Genomic DNA, 16735 nt, shown 5'->3' with positions numbered 1-16735 from the left:
CTTCAAAACTTCGGGAGGGATTTTATGCGGGGGTTGAAGGTCGGAATTATCGGCTTGGTTTTCGGTTCTCTTGGGGTCATTTCCACGGCGCAGGCCGATGACTGCCAGAACGCCAGCTCGCAGGCCGCGCTCAATGAATGTTATGGTAAAGCCTACAAGAAATCGGATGCCGAGCTGAACAAGATCTTCAAGACCCTCCAGCGCCGTGCCGACGATGCGGACTTGAAGAAAAAGCTGGTCCAGTCGCAACGGACATGGATCGCCTTTCGCGATGCCGAATGCGGCATGCAGACATATGGCGGCGGCAGCATTTCCGGCATGGCCTATTCGATCTGCCTGTCCGACCTGACGACGGAACGTGTCAACGATCTGAAGAAGTACCTCAAATGCGAGGAAGGCGACAGCAACTGCCCCTTCCCCGCCGCCAGCGACTAATCCGCTCTAATCAGTTCCGTCCTTCATAAGCGGAATCGAAGAACGCATTTTCCAGCTCGACCGCCCGCCGGAAGAACTGTCGGCAGTGTTCTGCCGCCAAGGGTCCGACCCGGTCGAGCTCCGAACGCAGGAAGCCCACGAACTCCACGAAGTATGGATTGTCGTGCAGCACGATCCATTCAGAAAAAATGAAATCGTCGGGCAGAGGCTTTGGCGCTTTTTCAGCCCAGTCGAGATAAAGCCATTCAGCCACCGTCAAGACCGACAGACACGCCGCATAGGAACCGGATCGCGCAGCCTCCAGCATCAGTTGCTTGAATGCGGCGGTAGGAGACGCATCGGGTGTGTCAAAACGCTCGGCGTCAGTGACTTCGAGTTTTGCGAAAGCCCGTTCGAAATAGGAATTCTCGTCGCTGCTGATCATGCCGACGAAACGGCCCAATGTCAGCTTGGCTTCCATCCTGTCGCAATTGACGAGCGTGCCGCCCAGAAGCGACAGAAAACTGTCGATAAAGCGATGGTCCTGCACCAGATAGCGCGTCATGACCTCGGTTGCGACTGTGCCTGCATAGATTTCGCCAACAAGGCGATGGCCTACGGCCTGCGACCAGAATGGTTCGGTGCTTTGCCGCAGGCGTTCAGAGAAGGCTTCGACGCTGTTGTCTGACATGATGATCTCCAGTTCTTTGAACGGAAACCTACTCAGGCAATGCTTACAATTCTACTGACCAGCGTTCGATATCCGCGCTCTGGCCGATCAATGCGAGGCCGTTGGCGATGGAATCGAACTGGTTGGAGCTCGTCACCACGGCATCGGGGAAGCGGCTTTCAAACACGGTGCGGATGACCGGCACGAAAGACGTGCCGCCGGTCAGGAAAACGCGGTCGATGGACGACGTTTCCAGTTCCGCTTTCTCCACGGCCTGCTGCACCGATTGCTCAATCTGTCGCACATCGTCGGCGATCCAGTTTTCAAAATCGTTGCGCGTGATGTCGGAGCGGATTTCAAAATCGTCGGCCTTGAAGTGCAGTTCCGACATGCGCTGCGAGGAAAGGCGCACCTTGAGGTCCGAAACGGCGCGATAGATTTCATAGCCGTAATCGTTCTCGATCAGGTTGATGAAATGTTCGAGCGGCTTCGGGTCGACCGCTTGCCGCGCCAGTTCATCCAGATCGCGGATAGTCGCCGGAGAGTTCATCAGGAACAGCGTGTTCCAGCGCGCAAAGTTCGCATAATAATGGTTCGGCACAGTCAGCCTTTTGCCGAAGGACTGATATTCAGTACCCTTGCCCAAAAGCGGCGACACGGCATTGTCGATGATGCGATAATCGAACGTATCGCCTGCAATGCCGACACCTGTCTGGCTGAGCGGCGTGAAGCTCAGGCCCTGCTTGCCCACTTCAAACCGCACGATGGAAAAGTCGCTCGTACCGCCGCCGAAATCGGCCACCAGAACGGTGGATGCGGCTTTCAGTTCCTGCGCATAAAAGTAAGCTGCGGCTACAGGCTCGTAGACATAATGAATGTCGGTGAAGCCGAACGCCCGGAACGCCTTTTCATAGCGCTGCATGGCCAGCGCCTCGTCCGGCGAGGCGCCCGCAAAGATCACAGGCCTGCCGATGACCACACGGTTGCCCTTTGGCGGCAGACGGTCGCCCAGCCTTGCTGCGACCGTTTCGAGAAAAGTCGTCAGAATGTCCTCGAACTTGAAGCGCTTGCCGAAAACCGGCGTGTCGGTGAAGGATTTCGATGCCGCGAATGTCTTGAAGGATTGCAGCATGCGCGTGGAGTGCGGCGCGTTGACGAAAACATCCATCGCCCATGGCCCGCTTTCAACCGTGCGCTCGCCCGTTTCGCGATCCTGCCAGAAACACAGAACCGAACGGTAACCGGTAATGTCGATCCCATCCTTTGGTACGCTCAGAACCGCCGTCGTACCATCCTGTGCGGCAACGGAAAGAACCGTGTTGGTCGTGCCAAAATCGATGCCCAACGTCACGCCGTCGAAACGGCTCTCATCAGCCTTCGTCATCACTGCACCTTTTTTGGAGGAAACGGAGAGCGGGCGAATAGCAGCCGCGGAAGCCAAGCTCAACCCGAAAGTGCCATTTTAAACATTTGCTGCGATCACGATCTCGATTGTCCTGTCCAGATGAGAAGAATTTCCGGTCGCGCAAATGTTAATGCGTGTTTTTAAAGTTTACATGACCTCTTTCTTCTGCCTGTTAGGTTTCTGCGCCGCAACTGGAGTAGTTCGTCTTTCATTCACATCCCCTGAACTGCTCCGCTTATTTGTTTTCACTGCCTTCACGTAACGCCAGATATTTTCCATCTGGCTTCGCTATGCTCAAGGTTATCCAACAAATGAAAGCGATACTCATGGCGTTTCTCTCACGTACGGTTCTTGCCACAGTTCTCTTGTCGGCCGGTGCGCTTCCCCACGTCGCAAATGCTCAGGATACGGCCAGTCAGCCCTTAGCAACCGGCTACCACAGCAGCGGTCAGGCCACCGCGGAAGTGAGTGGTGTCGTGGCAGATGGCGACAAGCTGACCGTCAAGGTCCGCTTCATCAATGCCAAGGAAGGCGGAAGCGTTTCGACGCCGCTTTACCTCTCTCTGTCGGACGAGGACTACGAGAATGATTATTATCTTCTCGCAGGCGACAAGAAATATCTTCTGCTGAAAGACTCCGAAGGCAAGCCGCTTGCTCCGGCGTCTGTTTCCCTGTTCGGCACGGGTCATGTCGTCGGTATCTGGCACGGCGTCTTTCCTGCTCCACCGAAGGGCCAGAAGGTGACGCTCTATATCAAGGGGGTCGAGCCGCTCGGACCGTTCGCAGTTCCCGCCGAATAGGGGCTGGCCATGACCAATCAGATCAAAGGCTGCATTGCTTTAGGGCTTGCCGTGCTCTACCTGCCGTCCATTGCGGCAGCGCAGACTGCAAGCACCGACAACAGCGCTTATATTCGCGACCTCGTGCCCGAAATCCGTGATCTGGTTTCGGCATCGGGCAGCACCGATGGCAAGGCGCGTGGCCTGTCCGGTGCGGCACAGGAGATTATCGAGAAGAGCGGCAGTATAACCATGCACGAAACCGATGACAGCATCGTCCTTTCCGTGACGAGCGATATTCTGTTCGATTTCGATAGCGTCAAACTGACTGGCAAAGCCAAGGCAACGCTGACCGATATTGCCAGAATATTGGAAAGCATGCCGGATTCCGCCGTTCGTGTTGTGGGTCATACGGATTCCAAGGGGTCCGACAGCTACAACGACAAACTGTCGAAAAACCGCGCCGATGCGGTTATCAAATTTCTCGCCGGCAATGGCGTCCCATCTGCGCGGATGAAGCCGGAAGGACGTGGCGAAAGCGAACCTGTCGCGCCCAACGAGATCAAGGGCAAGGACAATCCCGATGGTCGGGCGCAAAACCGGCGTGTTGAATTTGTGCTGCCGAAGGCGTGATGCCGTCTCATCCCTTCAAAAAAAGCCCGGAGCGATCCGGGCTTTTTCTCTCTATGGCGTTTATTTCTTTTTCTTCGCGCGGCCTGCGAACGGATTGTCCGAGGTGCGCAACGAAAGCCGGATCGGCACGCCCGGCATGTCGAAGGTTTCGCGCAGGCCGTTGATGAGGTAGCGCACATAGGATTGCGGCATCGCATCGGGGCGCGAGCAGGAAACGACGAAGCCCGGCGGGCGGGTCTTTACCTGCGTCATATATTTGACCTTGAGGCGGCGTCCCGAAACTGCCGGCGGCGGCTGATGCGCAATGACGCCCGCCAGCCAGCGGTTGAGACGACCGGTCGAAACCCGGCGGTTCCAGATTTCGTGGGTCTTGACGACATTCTCCATGAGCTTGTCGATGCCCTGCCCGCGCTCGCCTGAAATCGGCACGGCGCGAAGCCCGCGCACCTGCGGCAGCAGACGGGCCGTCTTTTCGTAAAGATCGGCCAGGACCATCTGGCGGTCCTCGATCAGATCCCATTTGTTGAATGCGATGATCGGTGCCCGGCCTTCGCGGATGATGAGATCGGCGATTTGCAGGTCCTGCTTTTCAAACGGGATCGTCGCATCGAGGACGATGATGACGACTTCCGCGAAACGGATGGCGCGCAGGCCGTCGGCAACCGACAGCTTTTCGAGCTTTTCCTGCACACGCGACTTGCGGCGCAGGCCAGCCGTATCGAACAGCTTGATCTTGCGGCCGCGCCATTCCCAATCCACCGAGATCGAGTCGCGCGTGATGCCTGCTTCCGGCCCGGTCAGCAGGCGATCTTCACCGAGCATCGTATTGATCAGCGTGGACTTGCCCGCATTGGGCCGTCCGACGATGGCGATGCGCATCGGCTTGGTCGCATCATAGGCCGGGATTTCTTCTTCATCCGGGTCCTCGATGTCGTCGCCGATCAGTTCGCCGACAGCCTTCGGCGTGAAAACCTCGTCCGCGGCTTCCTCTTCCTTCTCGTCGGCAAAGACGCGTTCTTCGCCCAGGAGCTCGACAATCGCATCGCGCAGGTCGGGCATGCCCTGGCCGTGTTCGGCAGAGATCGGGCACGGTTCGCCAAGGCCAAGCTGGAAGGCGTCGTACATGCCGGATTGCGCGCCGCGCGCTTCCGCCTTGTTGGCAACAAGCACGACCGGCTTGCCCGAGCGCCGCACGACTTCGGCAAAGGTGCTGTCGGTCGGCGTGATCCCGGCCTTGGCGTCGATGACGAACAGGATAACGTCGGCTTCTTGAATAGCGGCCTCGGTCTGGGCGCGCATGCGCGCTTCCAGGCTGTCATTGGCAGCCTCTTCGAGACCGGCCGTATCGATCACCTGAAACTTCAGATCGTAGAGCTTGGCATCGTGGATGCGCCGGTCGCGCGTAACGCCCGGCAGGTCATCGACCAGCGCCAGCTTGCGGCCGACGAGGCGATTGAACAGCGTGGACTTGCCGACATTGGGACGCCCGACGATGGCGACTGTGAAACCCATGGGAGAAGATGACTCCAGAAACCAGAGCGGTTCCGATTTCTATCGAAACGTGGAACCGCCATATTCATTTATCTTGACGCGCATCTTATCCGAAAAACGCTTCGCACTTTTCGGGATGCGCTCGTTCTATTATGTGCTTTGCGCGTCAGGCACCTTGACGCCTGCGCTGCGCATCAGATCGAGCATCGTATTGGAACGCTGGCGGATATTGGCCGGGGCCAGACTGTCATTGGCAATCTGCTGGAACAGCTTGACCGCATCATCGAAACGTTCACCCTTCCATGCAGCCAGACCCAGGGCTTCCCGCGCGCTGGAGCGCATCGGATTGCCGTCTGCGGAAAGCGTTTCAACGCGCTTTGCCACATCGTCATAGGAACCGCTGTCGACCAGCAGATAACCGGCGCGCAGGCGTGCGACATCGCGCAGCGGCGCGGGCACGGCGTTATCGGCAGCGATATCATCGAAAGCCTTGACGGCACCGGCGGCGTCGCCCTTGTCCGCGATGACCGATGCAGCGCGAAGACGCGCCAGCACCGGATAGGAGCCGTAGCCGGTCTTTTCCAGATCGTCGAGCGCGGCGAGCGCTTCGTCGTTCTTGCCTTCCGAGGCGAGATCCAGTGCGGCAAGGAACTTGTCACCGGAAGCGGAAGCCTTGCTGTCGGTCCAGTGCTGATAGCCGACCCAGCCAGCCGTTCCCAGAACGATGGCCACGGCGGCACCGATCACCAGCGGGCCGAAATTCCGCCAGACCTGCTTTGCCCGTTCCGAACGGATTTCCTCGTTTACCTCGCGAATGAAACTGTCGTCTGCCATGGACCTGCCACTAAAGCCAAATTGATGTTCGTATTTGTACGTTCTGGCGCTTTTAGTCGGAATTCGCGCCATATGTAAGACCCGTCTGCGAAATAAGCGGAAACAAGTGTCACAAAGCGCATTTCGGTCCGAGAATAGCCTTATTCAAGAACTAGCCACGAAATCTCTGGAACTGTTCCTCCCCCGCTTCGTTTCGTGATTCATGCGCTTTCTGTCCCCCCGCCCTGTTCTTCTGTCCGCTTTGGCTCTCTCCACCTGCACCGCGCAGGCAGAACCGGTGTCCGCAAAGCCGCAATATGTGCTGATTTCCTTCGATGGCGCGCATGACAATGCGCTGTGGACCCGCTCGCGCGAACTGGCGAAGAAGAACAACGCCCATTTCACCTATTTCCTTTCCTGCGTCTTCCTGATGACCAGGCAGGACCGGCGCGATTACCAGCCGCCCCGCAAGCGGGCCGGTTCGTCCAATGTCGGCTTTGCATTGAGCCGCGACGAGGTGGTCGCCCGCCTCGGCAATGTCTGGCAGGCGCATCTGGAAGGAAACGAAATTGCCAGCCATGGCTGCGGCCATTTTGATGGCACCGACTGGTCGACCGCCGACTGGGACAAGGAGATCAAGGAATTTCGCCGCATTACCGCCGACGCCTACCGGAATAACGGCATCGATGGAGAGCCGGAAGGCTGGCGCGATCTTGCAATGACGGGCATAAGCGGGTTCCGCGCGCCCTATCTCGCCGCATCAAAGCCGGTACAGGATGCACTCAGGGCGAACGGCTTTCGCTATCAGGCATCCTCCGTCACGCGCGGTCCGGAAGAGCCGATCCTTGCCGGTCAATTCGCTTCATTCGGATTGCCGCTTGTACCGGAAGGCCCGTCGCAGCGCCCCATCGTGGCGATGGACTATAATCTCTATGTCCGCCACTCGAAGGGCAAGGAAGCGCCCCAGCAATCGGCGGCTTTCGAGGAGCGGGCCTACAAGGCTTTCCGGGCGGCGTTCGACAAGCAATATGCGGGCGAACGCATTCCGCTACAGCTTGGCTTCCATTTCGTACTGATGAATGACGGCGCCTATTGGCGCGCCATGGAACGGCTGGTGACGGAAGTCTGCACCAAGCCGGACGTCAAATGCACAACCTACAGCGATTATCTGGATAGTCTCGACAAGGACGCTATCCATGCCGGTGAGAACAGGTCCTGACTTCCCCTATGCCGACGGCGCCGTTTCCAGATTTTCGCGATCCAGCGAAGGCAGCGGCTCGTCGCGGATAGTCGCCTCGAAAGCTCTCAGACGCTTGTAGATCGACAGCAGTTCGATGATCGTCGTCCATGAGTTGACGAGATACTGGAACGATCCCTGCACCTGCGAGAAGACATTTGTGATCTGGCTCATCAGGCCGAGCGTCAGCTTGCCCGCCACGATGGACGGTATGAGGATCACGGTCGGGAAAACATTGTCCGCCTGCAGATATATAATTCGGGCGACGTTGAAATAGACATAGTGGAAATAGAGCCGGAAATAATTGCGCCGAACGTTGCCGAACAATTCAGTCATTGTGACCGGCCCGGCGCGATCTTCATGGTCCTCGCCATAGACGAGTTCCTTGCGGTAAGCCGCTTCCACCCGCTGATTGTTGAACTCCAGCCCCGGCAGCTTGATGCCGACCAGCGCCAGCAAACCGGTGCCGAAAGCGGCCCAGAAAAGAGCCGCCCACACAAGCGCATGCGGGATTACGCCGATAATCGGCAACTCATTGATTTTCTCGGAAAAGCTGAACAGGACCGGCAGAAAGGCGATCAGCGTCATGACAGCTTTCACCAGATTGACGCCCAGCTGCTCCAGCGTGGTGGAAAAGCGCATCGTGTCTTCCTGCACACGCTGGGCCGCTCCTTCGATATGACGCAGTTGCGGCCAATATGCCATGTAATAGTCGTTCATCGCCGTGCGCCAGCGGAAGATATAGTGGCTGACGAAGAAAAGGCTCAGAACACTGACCGTGACTGCGACGAAGGCGATACCCAGAAAATCGACCGTGCCCCAATAGAAATCACTGGCCGTTACAGCGCCGGGCGTCGAAAGCGCCTTCTGTATCATGTCGTAGAACGGCCCATACCAGGCATTGACCGCCACACTGGCCTGCACACCGAAATAGGTGGTGAACAGGATCAGGGCCGATCCGAGTATCGACCAGCGCTGCCACGGGTGCGGAGAGAACCACGCCCAGAACAGATAGAATGCGATCACCGCCACCGCGAAATAGATGTAGAACCAGAGAAACGGCGCCGACCAGAAGATGCTTGCACCGATGATCGGCGCGGCATCGTGCGCCAGCGGCGGCAGGCCGAATGTCGCGCCCAGCCTTTCCCCTCCCTCATACCAGCCGATTATCGCCAGCAGGCTCCAGACCAGGGCGGACCAGAAGAACAGTTTCGGGCGGGGAAAGAACGACACAAACACCGAATGACATCCAACTCGTGAGGAACTGTCCTCATAAGAAGCCGGTCCTTGCGTCTTTTCCAGTTAAATTCCTGTAAGGTTTTCAGCCCGTTGCTCTGGCAGCGCGTCCCGCCATGATGCCGAGCACCGCAACGACCACCAGCGAGAGCGCTGCGGCGAGGCTTGCCGCAGTGAACGAACCGGAACGCTGCGCCATGAAGCCTGCCACCAGCGGGCCGACGATCTGGCCGATGCTGAAGCAGACGGTCATCCGCGCCAGAGCGCGTTTCGGTGAAGACGGTGCGAGCGTGCGGGCAATCTGCAATCCAAACGCCGTCAATGCCATGAAGGTCATGCCCAGAAGCGCACCGCCCACAAGAGGCCCAAGCGGCGGCGCCAGAACAACGCTTGCGGCAACGCCGACCGCTTCGAGAACAGCCGTCAGGGCAAAAGCGTTGAAGAGGCCGAACTTTCTGGCAGCCGGCGCCCACAGCCAGATCGACGGGGCGGCCGCCAGACCGGCCACCACCCACACCGCCGCTTCCATCAGCGGGCCGCCATCGGTCGCGCGCACGATCGCAATCAGGAATGTTGCGGTGATCACATAGCCGAAGCCGAAAATGCCATAGGCCAGCGCCAGCGCGTTGAAGGCAAAGCCTTTCGGGAGCGGCGGCTCGCGCGTGCCGCTGTTTCCGCCGACCGGCCCTTCCCTGACGAATGCGGCAACCAGAACAGCCATCACGATAGTCAGGACGGCAGCGCCGATCCAGTCGGCCCGCCAGTCGAGCCCGGCAAAGCGGATCAGCGCCACCAGAACGGCAGAAAGCGCAATGCCGCTGCCGACACCGCCGAAATGCAGAGCTCCAAGCCCCGCCCTTTCCGCCGCCGTGACATGGCTGAGCACGATTGCCGTGCACAGGATCATCGTCACCGCACTGATGAAACCTGCCGCAAAGCGGATGGCGGAAAACACCCATACACCATCGACGAGCGCCATGGCGGCGCAGAGCAATCCGCTGATTATCAGGCCCGCAATCACGCTGGCGCGTTCGATGCCCGCAGACCAGCCGTAACCGGCAACGACTGCCCCCAGCAGATAGCCGATATAGTTTGCCGACGCGATGAAGCCGGCATCGGCGGCAGTGAAGCCGATATCGGCCATCATTCCCGGCAGGATCGGCGTATAGATGAAACGCCCGATGCCCATGGCGGCAGCCATGGCAAGGAAACCGCCGAAAGCATAGCGAACGGCAGTGCGATGTTGCGAGGACAGGGGATTGGTCATTTGCAGGGAGGTCTCGGTCATTGGCGGGAAAATAAACCTCAATCGCACGACGACAATTGAATTTTTCTGATCGGATCGATCACCCGGATTGAGGTGAAACCGTTCCCGATCTTCTAACCATAACAACAGAGTTGGATTTGAAGTCCGCCGAAGCAGACCTACAATAGAGTTACTACACTTTCTTGATGGAGGATCAGGATGAAGGGGCGCAAACTATCCGCATGTCTGCTGGCCGCCGTGACGATCGCGACCGCCGGGGCAGTCAACGCGCAGGAACTCAAAACGATGGACGACGTCGGCAGCGCGTTGAACGCCTGCTGGTCCGCGCCTGCGGGCAGCAAGAATTCAGCCGTCACGCTGAGCTTCAGCTTCAAACGCGACGGAAGCCTTATGGGGCCGCCCCGGGCCAGCGCGATCAACGTTCAGGGCGATGATGAGGCCCGAAAGGCCTTTGTGAATGCCGCAATAGCGGCGGTGGAAAAATGCACGCCGCTGAAGCTCGGTCCCTCACTGGCAAAGGGTATAGGCGGAAAGGTCTTCACCATGCAGTTTCATTCGCCGGATTGACAATGCTGGAAGAGAAACCGATGCCTGATAAACAGGCTCTAAGACGCCTGCTGGAAGATCACATCGCATCCTACCAGGACCCCGTCGCCTTTACACAAGGGCAGGCTCTATCCTTGACCGGGAAAGCTGAAATCTGGGATGGCTACCGGTGGCTATGGGCCGTCGGTCCGGATGGTCGCGCAGGATGGATTCCTGATGACAGTGTGATCGTCAGGGATGGCGGGGTTATCGCCCTTCGCGACTATTCGGCGATGGAACTGACCTGCGATAAGGGTGCCATCCTCCTCGTCATCGAAGAAACGCATGGGTGGGCCTGGTGCAGCGCGCCGGATGGGCTTGCGGGCTGGGTGCCAGCGAACAAGCTCGGCTGACACGCATTGTCCTCGATATCTGCATAACTTTCTCTTGCGAATCGCATAAGTGCGTGCTTATGTGTCCGCATGAACGAGAATGAAACATTCAACGATATATTCCGGGCGCTTGCCGACCCGACCCGCCGCACGATTTTCGAGAAGCTGGCATCGGGCAGCCTGAATGCCAGTGCGTTGCGCGAGGGCATGGAGATCAGCCAGCCCGCCATGTCGCAGCATCTGGCGGTGTTGCGCGGCGCGGGACTGGTGCGCGAGGAACGTGAGGGGCGCTTCGTCAATTATGAAGTCGATCCGAACGGGCTGACACTCATTGCCAACTGGCTTGCCAAATACCGCGCTTACTGGCCGGAACGTATCGATGCTCTCAAAACCTTGCTGAAGGATATGGACCAATGACCGACCGGCAGGAAGAACACCGCGAAGAAGCAATAGAGCTGGAATATGAGCTGGATGCCGCACCCCAGAAGGTCTGGCGCGCGATCAGCATTCCGGAGTTTCGCGAAAACTGGCTTCCGTCCGAGGCATTGGCCGATCCGGAACCCGCTTCCTGCAAGCCCGGCGAGGAGATCAGCTACCGGATGCGGGAAAGCGAACCGCCCTTTCTGGAAAGCATGGTGACGTTCCGCATCGTGCCAGGCATTTCCGGCGGCACCAGCCTGCGCGTCATCCACAAGCTGAACGACACGCGCCTGAAGCGCGTTGCAGCGGCTGCCGCCAACAGCAACCGGGCGCCGGTGATGCGCGCCGCCTAAAACACTCACATCCTGATTTTGGAAGAGAGGAGTTCGCCGATGCGCGAAACGATGCAACTCGTCCCTATGGTTGTCGAACAGTCGAGCCGTGGCGAAAGGTCGTTCGATATCTATTCGCGGCTGCTGCGCGAGCGGATCATCTTTCTCAATGGCGAAGTGAACGACACCGTATCCGCGCTGATCTGCGCGCAACTGCTGTTTCTGGAAGCGGAAAATTCCAAACAGCCGATCAATCTCTATATCAACTCGCCGGGCGGCGTCGTGACCAGCGGCCTCGCGATCTATGACACGATGCGCTATGTCCGCGCGCCGGTGCACACGCTTTGCATGGGCACGGCCCGCTCGATGGGTTCCTTCCTGCTGATGGCGGGCGAGCCCGGCCATCGCGCCGCCCTTCCCAATGCGAACCTGCTTGTGCACCAGCCCTCCGGCGGCTTTCAGGGGCAGGCATCGGACATTTTCATCCATGCCGAGGAAGCGCAGCGAACCAAGCGGCTGATGACGCGGCTTTATGCCGAACATTGCGGCCGCACCTATGAAGAGGTGGAACGCGCGCTTGACCGCGACAACTTCATGACCGCCGAACAGGGGCTCGAATGGGGATTGATCGACCGCATTCTTGAGCACCGATCTGAGTGAATCGGATCGGTGCTCAAGTTATTATCTTAAAGCGCATCTTGTCCGAAAACCGCTTTGCACTTTTCGGGATGCGCCTTGGAACGGCAAGAAGTTGCTGCTGCCTGAAAAAGCGACGGCCTTCTGTCGTCGGCTGCCGTTGTATATGTCCGCCGGGGTCAGTATCAACGAACGATGGACAGAAAACATGCAGCAATTCCCGAAGAAGCGGCAAAGGCCCTGATCGTCCTGCAGGAATGTCTGGGACCTTCCTTGCAGGCCGTGTATCTGCATGGCTCCGCCGTGAAAGGCGGCCTTCGCCCCAACAGCGATGTCGATCTCCTGGCAGTCAGCGATCAGCCACTGACGCCTGAAACCGGCGCGGGTCCCGTTGATCGGCTGCTACAGATATCGGGTCGGTATCCGGTCAAGCCCGGAACACCCCGGTGTCTGGAAGTGATGATCTTTTTGCGGCAGGACCTCGCCGCCCTCCACTATCCCGCGCGTTGCGCCTTCATCTATGGGGAATGGCTGCGCGACGAATTCGAGGCGGGAACCGTGCCGCAGCCGCATGCCGATCCCGAATATACATTGGTGCTCGCGCAAGCCGCTCAGGAAGCCATAAGCCTCGTCGGTCCGATGCGCGAGCATCTTCTGCCAACCGTGCCGAATGAAGACGTGCGGCGGGCAATTGCCGATGCGCTGCCCGCATTGCTCGGCAACCTTGCAGGCGACGAGCGCAATGTCCTGCTGACGCTTGCGCGCATGTGGTACACGCTCGAAACCGGAAAATTCGCGCCGAAGGACGCCGCCGCCGAATGGGCGCTGCCGCTTGTCTCACCCGAGACCGCCGCAGTCCTTAAGCTCGCGCAGTCGGCCTATCGCGGCGCGGCTGTTGACGACTGGCAAAGCCATCCCCTGCTCGCAGGGCAGGCGGCGGACGAACTGGCGCATCATGTGCGGGCGCTTCTCTGAAGCTCTTCAGGCCGCGGCTTCATCCTGCTTTTGCCGCTGTGTTGGTACGGGAACGCTGTCGGGAATATCCGAATGCAGGAAGTGCAGAAGCGTGTCCTGGACCGACGACAGCCGGTGCGCGCAATCGCGCCAGCCGAACGGAATATCCTTCGGCATGGACGGAATCCGGCGTGGCTCCTGCCCTTCCTCCAGCTCGCAATTGGCGACAACCACCTGCAATGCTTCCATCAGCCACGGCGGCGGCGGCGCTTCCTTCTTGCGCAGCGCATTGCCCAGCGCTTCCCCGAACAATAGCGCCGATGCATAAAGACGGATGCCGCGCCGATCATAGCGCCCGGCCATTTCCGTAACCTCGCGCGCCACCAGCCGTCCGCGCAGCGACCAGCGCGCATTGCTGCGGGCCAGTGCGATGCCGTCGCCCAATGCGATCACCGCCCGGTGCGCCGACGTGAACTGGTTGATCGCGCTTTGCGCCCGCACCGGGTCCTGCTTTTCCAGCGCCACGGCCGATTGTTTCAGGCCCTTTGCCAGCCGGTCGAGCAGGCCGCGCGCGGCCTTGTCGATCAGAAGCAGCGGGCTCGGCGTCATCAATATCTGGCTGAACAGCAGGCCCACGCCCGCGCCGACCAGCACATCCACCAGCCGCGTCACGCCCGCAACCTGCGGCCCCATGGCGAGAACCAGAATCGCCGAAACGCCCGACTGGATGGCGATTGCCGGCGCCATGCCGAACGAGGTCGCCAGCACCATGGCAATGAAAGTCACGATGCTCGTGTGGAAGACCGGAACGGTTTCCGGCAAGAGCAGCGAAAGTTCCCCGACCAGCACGCCGGTGGTGACGCCCACCATCACGCCGATTGCCTGCTTGCCATGGTTGGGAAGGTTCGGCGCCAGGCAGATCACAGCCGTGACCATGGCGAAAACGGGTTTCGGCTGGTTCAGAAGCAACTGGCAGATCAGCCAGGCGACCCCGCCCGCGAAGGACGCGATCAGGGAATCGCGCCAGCTCGCGGACCATTGCTGGACAACCTTGTTCGCGCGCTGCCGCATCGATCTCTCCATCCAGCACATCCCGAAAAGTGTGAAGCCGTTTTCGGGATGTGCTTAAAAACAAATAATAGAGCACCGGACTGTTTCAATCGGATCGAAACGTGCTCTGTTACCGGCAGCTATCTATAGCAGCGTTTTCCCGCCTCAAGGCTTGAAGAAGTTTTCGTACTGGTCCGGCTTGAAACCCACCGTCAGCTTTCCGTCTTGATCGAGAACCGGACGCTTGACCATGGATGGCTGTGCCAGCATCAGCGCCCGCGCCCTGGCGGCATCGACGTTCTGGCGTTCTTCGTCCGGCAGTTTGCGAAACGTCGTTCCGGCCCGGTTGAGCAGCTGCTCCCACGGAATATCCTTCAGGAAACGGTCGAGCGTTTCGCCGTCCAGCCCTTCCTTCTTGTAATCATGAAACGCGTAGTCGATGCCATGGTCTTCAAGCCAGGTGCGCGCCTTCTTCATGGTGTCGCAGTTCTTGATACCGTAGATGGTCACGCTCATATCCGACTCCTTCGATCATTTTGTTGCGATCAAAGGCCATCGAAACCCCGGTTTCAACCTCTATCTGGAATCGTGAAAGATTATGCCCAGCGTATGCCGCTGGCCGGACCGGATGCGGCTGACGCCGTGCCGCATCCTGACGCGATAATCGCCGCGCGTTCCTAGCATCGGACGGTCATTGACCGCGAAAACCACACCATCGCCCTGCCGGAGCGGTACAACTTCCGCCCTGCTCTGCATCCGCGGACGCTGTTCGGTCAGGACAAACTCCCCACCCGTAAAATCCCGCTCCGGCTCGGACAGCAGAATCGCCACCTGCAACGGAAAGGCGATATCGCCGTAAATATCTTGATGCAGGCAATTATAGTCGCCCTCGACATATTGCAGGATGAGCGGCGTCGGACGCGTCTGCCCCGCCGCGTGGCAGCGTTCCAGAAAGGCGTCATGGGTCGGCGGAAAACGGATGTCCGATCCCAGCCGTTCACTCCACCGATTGGCGATGGGAGCAAGCTTCGGATAGAGCTTCTGGCGCAGATTCCAAATTAAGGCAGGAATGGGATTTGCGTAATATTTGTATTCTCCGCGTCCAAAACCGTGTTTTCGCATCGAAATCACCGTCCGAAATGCGGCGAAATTGTAATAACCTGCGGCAAGCTCGCGGCAAACCTGTGGCGAAATTATGTTCTTGAGGATTGCGGCACCGAACTCGTCCAGTTCGGCACCGATTTTTTGCCAGTCATAGGTGGGGATATTTTCCGCCTGCAAGGGTTCGTTTCTGTTCATGCCTGGCTCTCCCGCTTCAGGAGATCGCGCTTGCGCTCCACGCCCCAGCGATAGCCGGAGAGACCGCCATCGTTGCGCACGACCCGATGGCACGGGACCGCGACCGCGATCTTGTTGGCCGCGCAGGCCTGCGCCACCGCGCGCACCGATTTCGGCGCGCCTATGCGCTCGGCAATCTCGGTGTAACTTACTGTTTTACCGACGGGAATTTCCCGCAAGGCCTGCCAGACGCGCTGCTGGAAGGCAGTTCCCTGCAGGTCGAGCGGCAGGTCGAGCCCGATGCGCGGCGCTTCGACGAAACCAACCACCTCGGCGACCATATCCTCGAAATCACGGTCTGCGCCGATGAGATTTGCCTGCGGAAAACGCTTTTCGAGATCGCGGATCAGTTCTTCCGGGTCGTCGCCCATCAAAATGGCGCAGACGCCCTTTTCGCTTGCCGCGACCAGCACGGCGCCCAGCGTCGACTGGCCGATGGCGAAACGGATATCCGCATTCTTGCCGCCCTGCCTGTAAGCCTTTGGAGTCATTCCCAAAATCCCGTCCGAAGCCTCATAGAAGCGGCTGCTGGAATTGTAACCGGCATCATAGATGGCGTCGGTTACGCGGATCTCCGGCGCATCGAGCGCTGCCCGCATCTTTTTCGCGCGATGCGCATCGGCGTAGGCTTTTGGGGTCAGCCCCGTGAACTCCTTGAATATGCGGTGAAAATGCGCAGGGCTTGCCTTCACGGAAGCTGCTATTTCTTCGAGCGAAGGCACTTCTTCCGCCGTTTCGATGAAGCGGCAGGCGCTCGCCACCATCTCGGCATAGCGGGTGCTGTTCTGTGTCGCCAGCGTTTCGGAAAGATGCGGCTTGCAGCGCATGCAGGGCCGGAAGCTGGCGCGTTCGGCATCCTCGCAATGGTCGAAAAACTGCACATTTTCGCGCTTTCCGCGCCGCGACGGGCATGACGGGCGGCAATAGACGCCGGTGGTGCGGACAGCATAGACAAAAGCCCCGTCCGACGCCTTGTCGCGGTCGAGCACCTTCTGCCAGCGATTTTCATCGGGATCGTGGGTCTTCATGGTCATAAGGTTCATGTCCGTAATCCTTCAATATGAGCATGAAGGAAGGCTAATGCCACCGCGTCGAGGCTACACTCCGCTGCTTGCTTTCAAATTCGAGACAGCGCCGTTGCAC

At 59.0% G+C, this 16735-nt stretch carries 20 protein-coding genes; 10 read left to right on the top strand and 10 right to left on the bottom strand.

The genetic code is table 11. The annotated features are described in order from the left end of the window. The first annotated feature begins 24 nt into the window (after nucleotides 1-24). Entirely contained in the window at nucleotides 25-435 is a 411-nt protein-coding gene (locus J9800_RS12535) for a lysozyme inhibitor LprI family protein (RefSeq protein ID WP_114214062.1), read from the top strand. Between the two features lie 10 nt (nucleotides 436-445). Here the strand turns inward: J9800_RS12535 and J9800_RS12530 are convergent, their stop codons facing one another. Continuing rightward, on the bottom strand, nucleotides 446-1105 hold the full coding sequence (locus J9800_RS12530; protein ID WP_114214063.1) for a TenA family protein: 660 nt from the start codon (nucleotides 1103-1105) through the stop codon (nucleotides 446-448). A gap of 43 nt (nucleotides 1106-1148) precedes the next feature. Beyond that, entirely contained in the window at nucleotides 1149-2468 is a 1320-nt protein-coding gene (locus J9800_RS12525; RefSeq protein ID WP_114214605.1) for an Hsp70 family protein, read from the bottom strand. A 332-nt stretch (nucleotides 2469-2800) separates the two neighbouring features. On the opposite strand from J9800_RS12525, the gene J9800_RS12520 reads away from it, so the two are divergent. Next, complete coding sequence (locus tag J9800_RS12520) at nucleotides 2801-3289, top strand: hypothetical protein (RefSeq protein WP_114214606.1); 489 nt, start codon at nucleotides 2801-2803, stop codon at nucleotides 3287-3289. Nucleotides 3290-3298: 9 nt separating this feature from the next. Continuing rightward, entirely contained in the window at nucleotides 3299-3901 is a 603-nt protein-coding gene (locus J9800_RS12515; RefSeq protein WP_114214064.1) for an OmpA family protein, read from the top strand. Nucleotides 3902-3961: 60 nt separating this feature from the next. Here J9800_RS12515 and der read toward each other — a convergent pair whose 3' ends face one another. After that, complete coding sequence (der, locus tag J9800_RS12510) at nucleotides 3962-5413, bottom strand: ribosome biogenesis GTPase Der (protein ID WP_114214065.1); 1452 nt, start codon at nucleotides 5411-5413, stop codon at nucleotides 3962-3964. Between the two features lie 129 nt (nucleotides 5414-5542). Then, complete coding sequence (locus J9800_RS12505) at nucleotides 5543-6226, bottom strand: tetratricopeptide repeat protein (protein WP_112590503.1); 684 nt, start codon at nucleotides 6224-6226, stop codon at nucleotides 5543-5545. Between the two features lie 202 nt (nucleotides 6227-6428). Here J9800_RS12505 and J9800_RS12500 point away from each other — a divergent pair, with 202 nt between their 5' ends. Beyond that, the gene (locus J9800_RS12500) at nucleotides 6429-7424 is read left to right on the top strand and encodes a polysaccharide deacetylase family protein (protein ID WP_114214066.1); all 996 of its coding nucleotides are present in this window, start codon (nucleotides 6429-6431) and stop codon (nucleotides 7422-7424) included. A gap of 6 nt (nucleotides 7425-7430) precedes the next feature. Here the strand turns inward: J9800_RS12500 and sbmA are convergent, their stop codons facing one another. Then, the gene (gene sbmA / locus J9800_RS12495) at nucleotides 7431-8681 is read right to left on the bottom strand and encodes a peptide antibiotic transporter SbmA (RefSeq protein ID WP_114214067.1); all 1251 of its coding nucleotides are present in this window, start codon (nucleotides 8679-8681) and stop codon (nucleotides 7431-7433) included. 82 nt (nucleotides 8682-8763) lie between these two features. Further along, nucleotides 8764-9945: a YbfB/YjiJ family MFS transporter gene (locus J9800_RS12490; protein ID WP_114214607.1), complete on the bottom strand. Its 1182-nt coding sequence runs from the start codon at nucleotides 9943-9945 to the stop codon at nucleotides 8764-8766. 198 nt (nucleotides 9946-10143) lie between these two features. On the opposite strand from J9800_RS12490, the gene tolA reads away from it, so the two are divergent. From tolA to ant(9)-Ic, 6 genes are all read left to right on the top strand, one after another. After that, nucleotides 10144-10512 (top strand): cell envelope integrity protein TolA, encoded by a 369-nt coding sequence (gene tolA / locus J9800_RS12485; RefSeq protein ID WP_114214068.1) that lies wholly within the window; start codon nucleotides 10144-10146, stop codon nucleotides 10510-10512. Between the two features lie 20 nt (nucleotides 10513-10532). Next, nucleotides 10533-10883: an SH3 domain-containing protein gene (locus J9800_RS12480; RefSeq protein ID WP_114214608.1), complete on the top strand. Its 351-nt coding sequence runs from the start codon at nucleotides 10533-10535 to the stop codon at nucleotides 10881-10883. 69 nt (nucleotides 10884-10952) lie between these two features. Beyond that, complete coding sequence (locus J9800_RS12475) at nucleotides 10953-11279, top strand: ArsR/SmtB family transcription factor (protein WP_112590507.1); 327 nt, start codon at nucleotides 10953-10955, stop codon at nucleotides 11277-11279. Then, the gene (locus tag J9800_RS12470) at nucleotides 11276-11635 is read left to right on the top strand and encodes an SRPBCC family protein (RefSeq protein ID WP_114214069.1); all 360 of its coding nucleotides are present in this window, start codon (nucleotides 11276-11278) and stop codon (nucleotides 11633-11635) included. Before J9800_RS12475 ends, J9800_RS12470 begins: the two co-directional genes overlap by 4 nt. A gap of 39 nt (nucleotides 11636-11674) precedes the next feature. Next, nucleotides 11675-12274, top strand: a complete 600-nt coding sequence (locus J9800_RS12465; protein ID WP_112590509.1) for an ATP-dependent Clp protease proteolytic subunit — start codon at nucleotides 11675-11677, stop codon at nucleotides 12272-12274. A 171-nt stretch (nucleotides 12275-12445) separates the two neighbouring features. Beyond that, nucleotides 12446-13225: an aminoglycoside nucleotidyltransferase ANT(9)-Ic gene (gene ant(9)-Ic / locus J9800_RS12460; protein WP_114214070.1), complete on the top strand. Its 780-nt coding sequence runs from the start codon at nucleotides 12446-12448 to the stop codon at nucleotides 13223-13225. 6 nt (nucleotides 13226-13231) lie between these two features. Here ant(9)-Ic and J9800_RS12455 read toward each other — a convergent pair whose 3' ends face one another. The 4 genes from J9800_RS12455 to ada all read right to left on the bottom strand — a co-directional run bounded on the left by J9800_RS12455 (nucleotide 13232) and on the right by ada (nucleotide 16635). Further along, nucleotides 13232-14275, bottom strand: a complete 1044-nt coding sequence (locus tag J9800_RS12455; protein WP_114214071.1) for an FUSC family protein — start codon at nucleotides 14273-14275, stop codon at nucleotides 13232-13234. Between the two features lie 144 nt (nucleotides 14276-14419). Then, a complete protein-coding gene (locus J9800_RS12450) occupies nucleotides 14420-14770 on the bottom strand; it encodes an ArsC family reductase (protein ID WP_114214072.1) in 351 nt (116 codons plus the stop codon). A gap of 60 nt (nucleotides 14771-14830) precedes the next feature. Further along, a complete protein-coding gene (locus tag J9800_RS12445) occupies nucleotides 14831-15553 on the bottom strand; it encodes a 2OG-Fe(II) oxygenase (protein WP_114214073.1) in 723 nt (240 codons plus the stop codon). Beyond that, nucleotides 15550-16635 carry a bifunctional DNA-binding transcriptional regulator/O6-methylguanine-DNA methyltransferase Ada gene (gene ada / locus J9800_RS12440; protein WP_114214074.1) on the bottom strand — a complete coding sequence of 362 codons (1086 nt, stop codon included), beginning with the start codon at nucleotides 16633-16635 and terminating at the stop codon, nucleotides 15550-15552. The genes J9800_RS12445 and ada overlap by 4 nt, the downstream gene beginning before the upstream one ends. Between the last annotated feature and the right edge of the window lie 100 nt (nucleotides 16636-16735).

It is taken from the genome of Ochrobactrum sp. AP1BH01-1 (genome assembly GCF_018066705.1).
In the GTDB taxonomy this organism is placed as follows: Bacteria; Pseudomonadota; Alphaproteobacteria; order Rhizobiales; family Rhizobiaceae; genus Brucella.
This window is presented reverse-complemented; position numbering and strand designations above follow the sequence as displayed.